Origin of the sequence: Nocardia yamanashiensis NBRC 100130, assembly GCF_001613325.1 — a bacterium.
In the GTDB taxonomy this organism is placed as follows: domain Bacteria; phylum Actinomycetota; class Actinomycetes; order Mycobacteriales; family Mycobacteriaceae; genus Nocardia; species Nocardia yamanashiensis.
Map to the genome: position 1 here is coordinate 153,921 of NZ_BDCD01000014.1, position 11,964 is coordinate 165,884.

14 protein-coding genes are annotated in these 11,964 nt (G+C 68.1%); 3 read left to right on the plus strand and 11 right to left on the minus strand.

Features of this window, described 5'->3' with window-relative positions; genetic code table 11:
* Positions 1 to 16: 16 nt before the first annotated feature.
* Genes NY1_RS15310 through NY1_RS15325 form a run of 4 tightly spaced genes read right to left on the minus strand, consistent with a single transcriptional unit; the run spans position 17 to position 3,530 of the window.
* A complete protein-coding gene (locus NY1_RS15310; protein ID WP_067712888.1) occupies positions 17 to 358 on the minus strand; it encodes a 4Fe-4S dicluster domain-containing protein in 342 nt (113 codons plus the stop codon).
* The gene (locus tag NY1_RS15315; RefSeq protein WP_067712891.1) at positions 358 to 1,950 is read right to left on the minus strand and encodes an FAD-dependent oxidoreductase; all 1,593 of its coding nucleotides are present in this window, start codon (positions 1,948 to 1,950) and stop codon (positions 358 to 360) included. The genes NY1_RS15310 and NY1_RS15315 overlap by 1 nt, the downstream gene beginning before the upstream one ends.
* Positions 1,947 to 2,675 (minus strand): ABC transporter ATP-binding protein, encoded by a 729-nt coding sequence (locus tag NY1_RS15320; RefSeq protein ID WP_067712894.1) that lies wholly within the window; start codon positions 2,673 to 2,675, stop codon positions 1,947 to 1,949. Before NY1_RS15320 ends, NY1_RS15315 begins: the two co-directional genes overlap by 4 nt.
* The gene (locus NY1_RS15325) at positions 2,676 to 3,530 is read right to left on the minus strand and encodes an ABC transporter permease (protein ID WP_067712897.1); all 855 of its coding nucleotides are present in this window, start codon (positions 3,528 to 3,530) and stop codon (positions 2,676 to 2,678) included. It lies immediately after the preceding gene.
* 186 nt (positions 3,531 to 3,716) lie between these two features.
* Between NY1_RS15325 and ku the strand changes: the two genes are divergently transcribed.
* Complete coding sequence (gene ku / locus NY1_RS15330) at positions 3,717 to 4,619, plus strand: non-homologous end joining protein Ku (RefSeq protein ID WP_067712900.1); 903 nt, start codon at positions 3,717 to 3,719, stop codon at positions 4,617 to 4,619.
* Positions 4,620 to 4,667: 48 nt separating this feature from the next.
* Positions 4,668 to 5,246, plus strand: a complete 579-nt coding sequence (locus NY1_RS15335; RefSeq protein WP_067712902.1) for a GNAT family N-acetyltransferase — start codon at positions 4,668 to 4,670, stop codon at positions 5,244 to 5,246.
* Positions 5,247 to 5,267: 21 nt separating this feature from the next.
* On the opposite strand, the gene NY1_RS15340 is transcribed toward NY1_RS15335, so the two are convergent.
* From NY1_RS15340 to NY1_RS15360, 5 genes are all read right to left on the minus strand, one after another.
* The gene (locus NY1_RS15340; RefSeq protein WP_067712905.1) at positions 5,268 to 5,891 is read right to left on the minus strand and encodes a hypothetical protein; all 624 of its coding nucleotides are present in this window, start codon (positions 5,889 to 5,891) and stop codon (positions 5,268 to 5,270) included.
* 127 nt (positions 5,892 to 6,018) lie between these two features.
* Positions 6,019 to 6,471 (minus strand): DUF4189 domain-containing protein, encoded by a 453-nt coding sequence (locus NY1_RS15345; RefSeq protein WP_067712908.1) that lies wholly within the window; start codon positions 6,469 to 6,471, stop codon positions 6,019 to 6,021.
* A 123-nt stretch (positions 6,472 to 6,594) separates the two neighbouring features.
* Positions 6,595 to 7,254, minus strand: a complete 660-nt coding sequence (gene lexA / locus NY1_RS15350) for a transcriptional repressor LexA (protein ID WP_067712911.1) — start codon at positions 7,252 to 7,254, stop codon at positions 6,595 to 6,597.
* Between the two features lie 63 nt (positions 7,255 to 7,317).
* Entirely contained in the window at positions 7,318 to 7,752 is a 435-nt protein-coding gene (locus tag NY1_RS15355; RefSeq protein WP_157762257.1) for a DUF7691 family protein, read from the minus strand.
* A gap of 42 nt (positions 7,753 to 7,794) precedes the next feature.
* Complete coding sequence (locus NY1_RS15360; protein ID WP_067712917.1) at positions 7,795 to 8,769, minus strand: nitronate monooxygenase; 975 nt, start codon at positions 8,767 to 8,769, stop codon at positions 7,795 to 7,797.
* Between the two features lie 183 nt (positions 8,770 to 8,952).
* Between NY1_RS15360 and NY1_RS15365 the strand changes: the two genes are divergently transcribed.
* Positions 8,953 to 9,753 carry an SDR family NAD(P)-dependent oxidoreductase gene (locus NY1_RS15365; RefSeq protein ID WP_067712920.1) on the plus strand — a complete coding sequence of 267 codons (801 nt, stop codon included), beginning with the start codon at positions 8,953 to 8,955 and terminating at the stop codon, positions 9,751 to 9,753.
* Here NY1_RS15365 and NY1_RS42015 read toward each other — a convergent pair.
* Positions 9,741 to 9,950 (minus strand): DUF2510 domain-containing protein, encoded by a 210-nt coding sequence (locus NY1_RS42015; protein ID WP_369690441.1) that lies wholly within the window; start codon positions 9,948 to 9,950, stop codon positions 9,741 to 9,743. The genes NY1_RS15365 and NY1_RS42015 overlap by 13 nt on opposite strands.
* A 414-nt stretch (positions 9,951 to 10,364) precedes the next feature.
* A complete protein-coding gene (locus tag NY1_RS15370; RefSeq protein ID WP_067712923.1) occupies positions 10,365 to 11,807 on the minus strand; it encodes an MFS transporter in 1,443 nt (480 codons plus the stop codon).
* Between the last annotated feature and the right edge of the window lie 157 nt (positions 11,808 to 11,964).

Sequence of the window (11,964 nt, forward strand, 5' to 3'; positions counted from 1 at the left end):
AAAGCTTTCGGGGAGTTCAGAGTTCGGAGAGCCGCGGCGGCGGTGCGCCGTGCGGCAGACGGGGACCGACGGCGACCAGGCTGCCCGGGCTGCGGCCCTTGCCCCAGCCGATCTCCTTGCGGTAGCGGCCGATGTGATCCTCGGGAATCAGCCCGGGATCGGGCAGCGGGGTCGCATCGGGCGCCACGTAGAGCGCGTCGGTCGGGCAGTAGGCCTCGCACATGAAGCAGGTCTGGCAATCGGATTGGCGGGCGATGGCCGGGATGCCTGATTCGGTGCGGTCGAAGACATTGGTGGGGCAGACGTCCACGCATTTGTCGCAGCCGATGCAGTCGGCGGCGAGTACCAGTTCGATCATCAGGCCACCGCCGCCGTGGTGTTCGCGGCTTCAGCCGTGCCGGTCCATACCGCGTCGAGCCCGCCCGAGAGGATGTGGTGATGCTGGGCCGGGTCGAGGCCGGGATGGTCGGCGCGCTTGCTCATGCCGCGAGTTTCGGTGCGTGCCAAAGTGGATCGGTACATGAGCCGGCCGACGGCGGTGATGGCGGCGGCCTGGCGGGCCCGCACGCGCCCCTCCCCCGTGCCGCCGCCCAGGCCCTGTACGGCGCGGTCCCAGAGGTCGTCGAGCGCGGTCAGGGCCGGTTCGATGCGGTCGCCGTGGCGCAGGTAGTTCTTCTCGAACGGGATCAGCTCGGCCTGCGCGGCCGCCACGACCTCCTCGGCGGTCACGGATGCGGTTGCCGCCGGGCGCAATCCGGCCCCGCCGGTACCGCGCAGCGCGGCATGATCGGCGGGCCGCTCGCGCAAGGCGAACTCGGCCGCGCCGCGTCCCGCCCAGCTGCCCGAGGACATGGCCCACGCCGAATTGTGGCTCCCGCCGCCGGTGAAACCGCCGCAGATCCGCTCCCGGGTCGCCGCGTCGCCGGCCGCGTACAGGCCGGGCACCGTGGTGGCGCAATCGTCGTCGACGATATCGATGCCGCCGGTGCCTCGCACCGTGCCCTCGGCGAGCAGATCGACCTCGAACCGGTCGGTGAACGGGTTGATGCCGCGCCGATCGAACTGGAGGAAGAAGTTCGGCTGACCCAGGCGCATCTGTTCCTGCACCGTCGCATCGGCACGGTCCAGTTGCGCGAACACCTTCTCCGACAACAGGGTTCGCGCGATCACCGAACGTCCCTTGGTCGAGCCCGCACCTTCCAGCACCCGGCCGTCCTCGTGGAAGAAGGTGGCGTAGCCGTAGTAGGCGGTCTTGGTGATGGTCGAGCCCTTGGGCACGATGGCGTAGGCGTTGGAGAACTCCATGCCGGAGAACCGCGCGCCCACCTCGGCGGCCATGAGCGCACCGTCACCGGTGTCGACATTGGTGCCCAGCGCCCGGGACAGGAAGGCGCAGCCGCCGCTGGCCAGCACCACCGCGCCCGCTGCCACGCGATAGTCGCGATCGGCCTGCCGCTGGTATCCGGCCGCGCCGCGGACCACGCCGTCGGCGTCGACCAGCAGTTCCAGTGCGGGGGAATGATCCAGGATCTGCACCCCGAGGCGCTTGACCCAGGCCCGCATACGCCGCATGTACTCCGGCCCCTGCACGCCGGTGCGCAACTGTTCCCCCGTCGCCGGATCGACCGGGAACGGGTAGCGGCCCTCGACGGCGAGCCGGTTCATGTTCGAGTACGTCTGATCGAGGACCCGATCCATCCAATAGTGGTCGGCCAGGTGCCCGCCCAGCGCCTCGCGGCTGGCCTTGGCATTGGCGCGGGCCGTCGCTTCCGGTGCGACGTACCAGACGCCGGTGCCCGAAGGCGCTGTGGCGCCGGAGGTTCCGCAGTAGCCCTTGTCCACCAGCACCACCTCCGCGCCGGTCTCGCGGGCGTGCACGGCGGCCCAGCAGGCGGCCGGTCCGCCGCCGATCACCAGGACGTCGGTGCTGATCTGCCACGGTTCACTCATTGCTCGGCTCCTGTCGGTGCTTCGGGATCGACGCCGAGCGCGAGCAGCAGCCGGCGACGCAGGTCGGAGAAGGCGGGGTCGACCACCGAGCGCGGGCGCGGCACGGTGATGTCGAAGGATTCGGCGATGCGGCCGTCGCGCAGGACGAGGGCGCGATCGGCCAGCAGCAGCGCCTCTTCCACATCGTGGGTGACCAGCAGGACCGCCTGCCGGTGCTGAGACCACAGCCGGGCCACCAGGGCTTGCGCCTTGAGCCGGGTCAGCGCGTCCAGGGCGCCGAACGGCTCGTCCAGCAGCAGCAGTTCGGGATTGCGGACCAGGGCGCGCGCCAGGGCCACGCGTTGCGCCTCGCCGCCGGAGAGGGTGGCGGGCCAGACATCGGCCTTGGGCGCGAGCCCGACCTCGGTCAGGGCTTCCAGGGCGCGGGGTTTGCGCGCGCCGTCCACGCCCAGAATCACATTGCGCCACACCGTCATCCACGGGATCAGCCGATGCTCCTGGAAGACGATCGCCTTGGTTCGCGGGGCGTCGAACACGCCGGTGAAGCCGCGATCCAGGCCGCCGAGCCCGCGCAGCAGCGTGCTCTTGCCCGAACCGCTCGCGCCCAGCAGCGCGACGAACTCACCCGGTGCGATATCGAGATCGACGCCGTTCAGGACGGTGCGTCCGGCGAATACCCGGGTCGCGTTCCGAATGCGGACGGCGGCGGAGACTGCCGTGGTCATCTACTCTCCTTCGAATCCGGTGCGCCAGGCCAGGAATCGGCGTTCCAGCGCCCGCACGAACAGATCGGTCAACAGCCCCAGCAGTGCGTAGATCACCAGCACCAGGAAGATCTGGTCGGTGCGCAGGAACTCCTTGGCGTCGTTCATCAGGAAGCCGAGCCCGACCGGCGTGGTCTGCATCTCCGCGACCACCAGCGTCAGCCAGCCCAGCCCGAGCGCCTGCCGTAAACCGACCAGGATCTGCGGCAACGCTCCCGGCAGAATGATCCGCGTGGTCAGCTGCCACCGGTTCAGGCCCAGCGATTCCGCCGCCTCGACCAGCCGCCGGTCCACGCCGCGAATACCGGCCAGCACGTTCAGGTAGATCGGGAAGATCGGCGCGACGATGATCAACGCGATCTTGAACGGATCGCCGATCCCGAACCAGATGATGAACACCGGCACCAGCGCCAGCGTCGGCAACATCCGCAACGCCTGCAGCGGCCCGTTCACCAGATCTTCCGCCAGCCGGAACAACCCCGCCGCCGCCCCGAGCACCAGCCCGATCGCGATCCCGATGGCCAGCCCGACGCCCACCCGGCGCGAGGACGCCGCCAGATGCCGCCACAGCTCCCCCGAGGCCACCAGCTCCCGCCCCGCCTCGAGCACCTCGGTGGGCGCCGGTGTGGTCGGCCCCAGCCAGCCCCGCGCCCCCAGCTGCCACAACACCAGGACCAGCACCAATCCGGACGATTTCCGGACCACCCCGCCCACGCGCCGCGCGACCGCGCCCACCTTCGGAGACACGCCACGGGTCGCGGAAACTTCCGGCACGGCCGGCAGCACGGACACCGGCGGGTCCAATTGCAGCGTCATGGCAGGATCCTTCCGGGAAGTCGGTGCCCGGAACGGTAAGGCGCACAACCTCTTCGGCAGAACGATTCGGCTCAGCCCGATCCTGAACCGCCCGGATTTTCCACACCGTGGAAAGCCCCTTGCAATTCCCGCGTCAACGGCGATTCGGTCGACCGACCCGTATGGTCATCCGTAGAGTGGGGTGGTATGAGGTCCATCTGGAAGGGCTCCATCGCGTTCGGGCTGGTCAACGTCCCCGTGAAGGTGTACACCGCCACGGAGGACCACGACATCAAGTTCCACCAGGTGCATGCCGCCGACGGGGGGCGGATCCGGTATGAGCGGCTGTGCACCATCGATGGGCAGCCGGTGCAGTACGCCGATATCGACAAGGCGTACGAGTCGCCGGAGGGCGATCGGGTGATTCTCACGGACGAGGATTTCGCGAAACTGCCGGCGGCGGAGAAACACGAGATTCCGGTGCTGCAATTCGTGCCGTCGGAACAGATCGATCCGATTCTCTACGACAAGAGTTATTACCTGGAACCGGATTCCAATACGCCGAAAGCGTATGTGCTGCTGGCCAAGACGCTCGAAGAGGTGGATCGGGTCGCGCTGGTGCATTTCACGTTGCGGCAGAAGACGCGGCTGGGGGCGCTGCGGGTGCGGGACGGGGTGCTGGTGTTGCAGACACTGTTGTGGCCCGATGAGGTGCGGGCGGTGGCGTTCGACAAGCTGGACGGGGTGGGGGCGCCGAAGGCGCAGGAATTGAAGATGGCCGAGACGCTGGTGGACACGCTGTCGGACGACTTCGATCCGAGCCTGTACGTGGACGAGTACCAGATCGAGCTGAAGAAGATGCTGGACGAGGCCATCGCCAGCGGGAGCAGCAAGGTCACCCGGGCCCCGGAGGCCGCCGCGCCGGAGATGGACGCCGAGGTGGTGGACCTGGTCGCGGCGTTGCAGCGCAGTCTGGAAGCGTCCGGGCGCAAGACCAAGAGTTCCGAACCGGCGAAACCGGCCAAGGCCGCCAAGGCCGCGGCGAAGGCTCCGGCCAAGAAGGCCGCCAAGAAGACGGCGACCAAATCGGCGACCCGCAAGGGCGCCTGAGCTGCACGATTCGCCGCGAAACAGCATTCACCTGGCAAACTGTTCGGCATGGAATCCGACATAGCCATCGAACCGGACATCGCTATCGTCCCGATGGGTCTCGGCCATCTGCGTCAGGTCATCGACCTCGGTTACCAGGTGTTCGACACCTCCGCCAAGCCCTACACCTCGTGGTCGCTGACCTCGGTGGCCGAGCACCTCGACAGTGCCGGCAAGTCCTGCTGGGTGGCGGTGGATTCGGATCGGGTGGTCGGATTCGTGCTCGCCTCCATGGAATTCGAATTGCGCGACGACTGGGCGTATCTGGAATGGATCGCGGTCGATCCGGAGATGCAGGGGCGCGGGATCGCCGGGCGGCTCATGACGGTCTGCTGCGACACGCTCTTCCGGCACGGGGCGCGGCGCATCGTCACCGATGTGGAACTGCACAACACCGCCTCGGCGGGCATGATGCGCAAGAACGGCTTCACCGAGGGCACCACGGTGACCTTGTTCGTGCGGCCGAACCCGAACGAATCGGCCGCGGACGGGGCCGATCAGATCGCACTCGGGCCCGGCACCAAACGCGACCTGATCCGGCGCGGCCGGATCACCGGCGACGGCCGGCACGGGCGGCCCAAGCCCTGATTCGGTGCGGTGCGCCGCCGGTCAGCTCGCGGCGGCGGCGCGCTGCCTTCCTTCGCGGAAGAAGTCCAGCAGGCTCTCCACCGTGCCGGTCTCGGCGCGGGTGCGCACCGCCCCGAACGACGCGTTCCAGAACTCACCCTGCCGTGGCTGCCACGGGCCTACGTACGCGTACGGCTGCGGAATCTGCGAATCCCCCGGCGACACACCGTAATTCACTTCGTCGACGGCCACCGATAGGTCGAAGTGCTCGGGCCAGAGCACCGGTTGCTCGAGCGCGAAGCGGCGCAGCGCGGTATCGCCCACCGCGAACCAGTCGTGCACGATGGCCGCCGCGTCGGCGTCGACGGTGAACGGCTCGTCCGGATCCATATGGGTGCCGTCGCGATAGAGTCCCTCCGGCGGGGCCTCGGCATCGAAGCCGGCGTGCATGGCCAGTTCCCGATAGGTGCCGTGCAGCGCGATGCGGCCCTGCGGCCACACCAGGTCCGCCCCGGTTATCGACACCGGCCATTTCACCCCCGCGAAACCGCCCAGCACGATCCGCATGCGGATACTGCCGAACCGTTTGTACTGCGGCCCCGCGATGAGCAGCTCCGCCGCCGCGTGCAATCCGAACCGAGTGCCTTCATAGGTGAGCTCGTCCACCCTTGCATCATCGCGGGCACAGCGGGTTCGTTGCGGGCGAATCGGGCCCGGCAAACACGACAGTTTCGAAACGAATGCGCCGCACCGGAATCCGGTGCGGCGCATCAGTCAGGCCGAAACAACCCGCTCAGCGGGCGTTGTCCGTGCAAACAGACACGATGACCTTGGTATTGCGTCCCGAAGCCGAGCCCACGTCCGGGAAGGACTTGTTGCCCAGCACATCGGTGGCGGCCTTCTCGGCCTCCACCTTGGTCGGCGCCCAGGCATAGCCGAAGGCGCCGTTCGAATCCGCCGTGACGGCCCCGCAGGCATTGGTGAACCGCACGACCACTTCGCAGTCACCGCCACCGCACTGCCGCAGCGCGTCGGCATCGGCGTCGCCGCTCTTGGTGTAGTTCACCGCGTACGCGACGTTCCTGGTGCTGCGAGACAGCGCCAGCGATCCGTTCAGATCGCCGGAGGCTGCCGTGAAGACCGGACCGTCGGCCTCCGCGGCCTTGGCGGGCCCGGCTGCCACGGTGCCGATCGCGGCCATCGATGTAACGGCGAGGCCCATCCCGGCCTTGCGCAACAACGACATTCGTACTCCCGATGATGGATGATGATGACGCGTCGAATCATGATCGACCTCACACGCAATGTCCAGTCCAGAAGCTCTCGGACTCTCGGGGGCAAGCCCCCGAACCCCGGGGCCCGGAACGGCTCAGACGCGGCGCATGACCGAGACTACCTTGCCCAGCACCACCGCTTCGTCACCGTCGATGACCTCGTAGGCCGGATTGCGAGGTTCGAGGTAGATGTGACCATTGCGTCGGCGATAGACCTTTACGGTCGCCTCGCCGTCCAGCATGGCGGCCACGATCTCGCCGGAGTGCGCTTCGCTCTCCTTGCGCACCACCACGATGTCCCCGTCGCAGATGGCCGCGTCGATCATGGAATCACCGCGCACGCGCAGCCCGAAGACGGTGCCGCGACCGACCAGCTCGCGCGGCAGCGACAACACGTCGTCGGTGTGCTCCTCGGCGAGAATCGGTACGCCGGCGGCGATATCGCCCACCACCGGGACCGGCACCGAGTCCCCGGTCTGTGGCGCCGCGACCGGCTTGAGGAACAGCCGCACATCCATCGGCCGCGTCACCGATTCGCTGCGCCGCAGCAAGCCCTGATCCTCCAGCGCCTTCAGATGCTTGGAAACCGACGAACCGGACCGCAACCCCACCGCGTCGCCGATCTCGCGCGTACTGGGCGAATACCCGTGCCGCTGTACCCAATCGCGAATGGTGCACAGGATCTGCTGCTGCCGCGGCGGCAGGGTCGAGGTGTCGAAATGCTCGAACCCGTCGAAGTCGTCGTAACCGGTCACCCGCGCATCTTACGGTGCCGGGCCCGCGATTCCGGGGACGACCTGCGCGGCAGTGCCGCGGTTTCAGTGATAGAAACTCACCCAGCCGGTCCCCCGCGCCCGGCAGTCCTCGAACCACTCGCGTAGCTGAGTGATCGATTCCCGCACGCCGGCGTCCACGCCGCCGAGATCCAATGCGGCCAGGGCGTCGGCATATTCACCGACCCGGTCATTTCCGACATAACCGATGACCGGAAAGTCCTCGACCGGAACAGAGACCGGCGCACCGCTGAACACCAGGTGCGACACCTTGAACCCCGCGCCCAGTTCACTCAACGCGGCATCGACCACATCGAAGTACGCGGACCGCATACCCCACCAGCCCTCGTTGGCCAGCATGGCGCCCTCGGCCGCGCAGAAGTCCTTGAACGCGTACCCATCCGGGAAGCTCGTCCCCGCGTCCACCGCCGCGCGAATGCGGTTCACGTCCACGGCGTAGGGCATGACTGCGTATGACATCGGTTCCCCTCCAGCTCGATTCGCGGATACCCTACCGCGCCCCTACGACAGCTCGTCCGCGCCGCTCGCCCGGCGCAGCGCCGCTTCCGCCTCAGCGGCAAGGGTTTCCACCAGTTCACGGGCCGGGACGACCGTGTCGATATTGTCGATGGCCTCCCCCGCCCAGATCGGCTCGGGCGGGTACTCACCCCGGCGCACCGCATCCGAATAGTCCCGTTTGGCCGAATCATCCTGTGCGAGTTCGGTCTCGCGATCACGCCAGCGATCCAGCGCCGGGTGATGCAGGGTGCGGGCGGTCCAGCGCCGCGGCCACTGCGCACCCCGAATGATGTCGAGCACGCTGCTGCGCTCGGTGTCCGCGCCCGTCGCAGCGGCAACGGCGGCATGGACGGCGGCGTTCACCGTGGCTTCCGGGGTGGCCTGGAACCGCGTGCCCAGCATGGCGCCCGCCGCGCCCAGCGCCAGCACCGCGGCCAGCCCCCGGCCGTCCGCGATTCCGCCGGCGGCCAGCACCGGCACCGCGCCGGCGCGATCCAGCACAGCGGGCACGAAGGTGAGCGTCGAACGGCCCTGCCGGGCGCCGTGCCCGCCGCTCTCGGAACCCTGTACCACCAGCACATCCGCCCCCACCGCGAGCGCGTCCTCGACCTCGGCCATATCGGTGACCTGCAGCAGCAATACGGCCCCCGAAGCCCGCACCGCGGGCAGGAAGGGACGCGGGTCCCCGAACCCCAGCATGAGCGCGGCCGGCTCGAACTCCAATGCCCGCTCGACCGCGGACACCTCCGCACCCCAGCTCAAAAACCCTACGCCCCAGGGCTTCTCGGCACGCGCGGCGACAATCGCCAATTCATCCGCCACCCACGCGGCATCGGCGCGACTCGCCCCGACCAGCCCCAATCCCCCGCCGTTCGACACCGCCGCCGCCAACTCCCCGCCAGCTGCCCCGCCCATGGGAGCGGAGACAATCGGATGCCGAATGCCGACCAGTTCGGTGAAGACGGTGCGCAGCCCCATACCCACCAACGTATCCCGCGAGCAGCACTGTGGAGGCGCGCCGCGCGCCGGTCGGCGAGCGATGGCTTCTACCACTACTGCAGGTACCGAACATCCCGTGAACTCCTGCGAAATACCGCACCCTCGACCCGGGCAATCATTCGCGGCCATATGGAAGCGGCCGGTTTGTCTAGCATCGGATATATGACGCAGTCCTACGTAGTAACCGGCGGTGGACGCGGAATCGGACGCGCGATCGTGGAACGACTGCTGGGGCGCGGGCACGCGGTCGTGATCGTCGACCGCGATACCGAAAACCTCTCCTGGACTACGGATCTGGCCACAGCAGTGACGGGAGACGCCGGCAATGAAGAGATCACCGAACAAGCAGCCGAACGCGCACAACAGATCGGCACCCTCACCGGCTGGGTCGACAACGCCGCCGTCTTCCGAGACGCGTCACTGCACGACTCGGGTCCGGACCGAGTCCTGGAGCTCATCGATGCCAACCTGCGCCCGGCGGTAGTCGGATGCGGCACAGCAGTTCGGCGCTTCCTGGCCGCCCGCACCCCGGGCGCGATCGTCAACATCAGCTCGCATCAGGCCCGACGAGCCGTTCCCGGCGCGCTGCCCTACAGCACCGCCAAGGCCGCACTCGAAGGTCTCACCAGAGCACTCGCCGTGGAGTACGGCCGATACGGGATCCGGGTGAACTCGGTGGCACCGGGCTCGGTCGTAACCGAGCGCTACACCGACTACCTTGCCGCACTGACACCGGAATCCGCAGCGGCCGTCGAACGCGAAATGGCTGAGCTCCATCCCCTGGGCCGCATCGCAACGACCGACGAAGTCGCCGCCACCACCGAATTCCTGCTGACCCCAGACGGCGGATTCATCAACGGTGCAACCATTCCGGTCGACGGCGGTCGTTCGATCCTGGCCTTGGACCCCGAAGCCCGTCGAGTAAGTCCTCCGGCCGTTATCCCAACGATTCAGTACCCGTGAGGCGGCCGCGGCGGTTGCGGAAGCGAAGGCGCCGCCTGGATATGTTGGGTCCACCGGCTACCGTCCCACCAACGGAGTTGACCCGGTTGTCCCGGGTCGCCGTACCAGCCGGGAGGGGTTGCGTTCGGCCGGACGGCTTCCCGGACATTGGCATGGTCGAGCGCAGCCAACTGTTGGCGCTGCATTTCCAGCTGCATGGCATTCTGAGCGACCTGCGCGCGGGCGGCATTACGTGTCTGCCGCGCGTACTTCGCCTCCGCCGCAGATCACGAATCGCTGCGAACTCGAGAACTCACCCTATTGCGTGGCGTCTCGAACGAGAACGTTGCGAATCCGTCGTGAGATCGGTCGATCAGCCGGTCACCGGGTCCGTCATCGACGCAATCCAATGTTCAGCGACATCGATCCGTGCCAGGTGCACTCACCGCACCCGATGTCAGGGGCCGCTACTGCCTCCAACACCACCCACTGGACATCAGGCATGGCGACACCAAGGGTCCTGGCTCGGCCCCGCCGAGACGATGGGATGGCGAATGCCGATGAGATCGGTGAACGCGGTGCGCAATGCCATGCGCACCAACGTATCCACTCACCCAAGACTGGACGGTTGCCTACAGCACCCCGGTCGTCGCGTCGCCGCGCGAATCGGCGGTGCGCAGCCCGATGACCGCGGCGGCCAGCACCAGGAAGCCACCGACCAGCAGCGCGAGCCGGAAGCCGGAGGTCATCGCGGCCGCGGGAGCGTGCCCGGCGGTCAGCTCGTTCGCGGTGCGGGAGGTCGCGATGGCGGTGAGCACCGCGATGCCCAGTGCCCCGCCGATCTGCTGGGCCGTATTCAGCAGGGCCGCCGCCAATCCCGCTTGTTCGGCCGGCACCCCGGCATTGGCGGCGGTATTGGCGGCCACGAAGACCGCGCCCGCGCCGACCGCCATGACGAGCATGCCGGGCAGCACGTCGGCCGCATAGGTGCCGTCGGTGGGGATGCGCGACAGCCAGAACAGGCCGAGGCCCGTGACGAGAGCGCCGGCCACGATGAACGGGCGAGTCCCGATGCGCGGGAACAGCTTCGTGACGAGACCGGCGACGACGGCGAGCGCCAGGCTGAAGGGCAGGTAGGCCAGGCCGGCCTGGAGTTCGCTGTAATCGAGGACGGACTGCATGTAAAGGGTGAGGAAGAAGAACATGGCCAGCATGCCGGCGGCGATGCTCGCGTAGGACAGATTCGCGGCGGCCAGCCCCTTGATGCGGAAGATCGACAGCGGGACCAGCGGTGCGGCGGCGCGAGATTCGTTGACCACGAAACCGATCAGCAGGGCGATCGCCACCGCGAGCATGGTGAGCGTCCGCACATCGGACCAGCCGTGATCGGGCGCTTTCACCAGGCCGTAGACGAGCAGCATCACACCACCGGTGGCGAGCGCGGTGCCGAGAACGTCGAAGCCGCCGCGGATTTCATTGCGACGATCGTCTGCGATCAGCAGCGGGATCGCGACCAGCACCAGCACGCACACGGGGGTGTTGACGTAGAACACCCAGCGCCAGCCCGGCCCCTGGGTGAGCAGGCCGCCGAGCAGCACACCGGAGGCGGAGGCCAGTCCGGCCGCGCCGCCCCACACGCCCAGTGCGGTATTGCGATCCGAGCCCTCCCGGAAACTGGTCGTCAGAATCGACAGCGCGGCGGGCAGCATGAGCGCCGCGCCGATCCCCTGGGCCAGCCGCGCGCCGATCAGCAACCCCCCGGACTGGGCCAGCCCGCCCGTCGCCGACGCGAGCGCGATGAGCACGGTGCCGGAAACGAGAACGCGGCGGCGGCCGAGCAGATCGGCCAAGCGGCCGCCGAGCAGCAGCAAGCCGCCGTAGGTGAGCATGTAGCCGCTGGTGATCCATTGCAGCGTCGAGACGGGCATGCCCAGATCCCGCTGGATCGTCGGCAAGGCGACATTGACGATCGAGCCGTCGACGAAATCCAGGAAGGCGATGGTGCACAACAGCGCCAGCGTCGATTTGCCGCGGCGCGTGGCGAGGAATGAGGATGATGCGGTTTCTCGGAGCACGGGCGATGTCCTTCACTCGGTGACAGGAGGGGTTCATCCCTTCGCCAACCGAGAGCGCATCCGGCCGCGCGGTGTGACATCGAGCGATCCAGATCACATCCGGGCGGCGATGTCACGTTTCACCGCCCGGTTCGCTCTCAGGAGCGAGACCGGAACA

Bases quoted from the DNA above. Each gene is read 5' to 3' on its own strand.
- NY1_RS15315 (WP_067712891.1), bottom strand. From the start codon at position 1,950: ATGAGTGAACCGTGGCAGATCAGCACCGACGTCCTGGTGATCGGCGGC.
- NY1_RS15320 (WP_067712894.1), bottom strand. From the start codon at position 2,675: ATGACCACGGCAGTCTCCGCCGCCGTCCGCATTCGGAACGCGACCCGG.
- NY1_RS15310 (WP_067712888.1), bottom strand. From the start codon at position 358: ATGATCGAACTGGTACTCGCCGCCGACTGCATCGGCTGCGACAAATGC.
- NY1_RS15345 (WP_067712908.1), bottom strand. From the start codon at position 6,471: ATGTCGTTGTTGCGCAAGGCCGGGATGGGCCTCGCCGTTACATCGATG.
- NY1_RS15325 (WP_067712897.1), bottom strand. From the start codon at position 3,530: ATGACGCTGCAATTGGACCCGCCGGTGTCCGTGCTGCCGGCCGTGCCG.
- NY1_RS15365 (WP_067712920.1), top strand. From the start codon at position 8,953: ATGACGCAGTCCTACGTAGTAACCGGCGGTGGACGCGGAATCGGACGC.
- ku (WP_067712900.1), top strand. From the start codon at position 3,717: ATGAGGTCCATCTGGAAGGGCTCCATCGCGTTCGGGCTGGTCAACGTC.
- NY1_RS15360 (WP_067712917.1), bottom strand. From the start codon at position 8,769: ATGGGGCTGCGCACCGTCTTCACCGAACTGGTCGGCATTCGGCATCCG.
- NY1_RS15335 (WP_067712902.1), top strand. From the start codon at position 4,668: ATGGAATCCGACATAGCCATCGAACCGGACATCGCTATCGTCCCGATG.
- NY1_RS15355 (WP_157762257.1), bottom strand. From the start codon at position 7,752: ATGTCATACGCAGTCATGCCCTACGCCGTGGACGTGAACCGCATTCGC.
- NY1_RS42015 (WP_369690441.1), bottom strand. From the start codon at position 9,950: ATGCAGCTGGAAATGCAGCGCCAACAGTTGGCTGCGCTCGACCATGCC.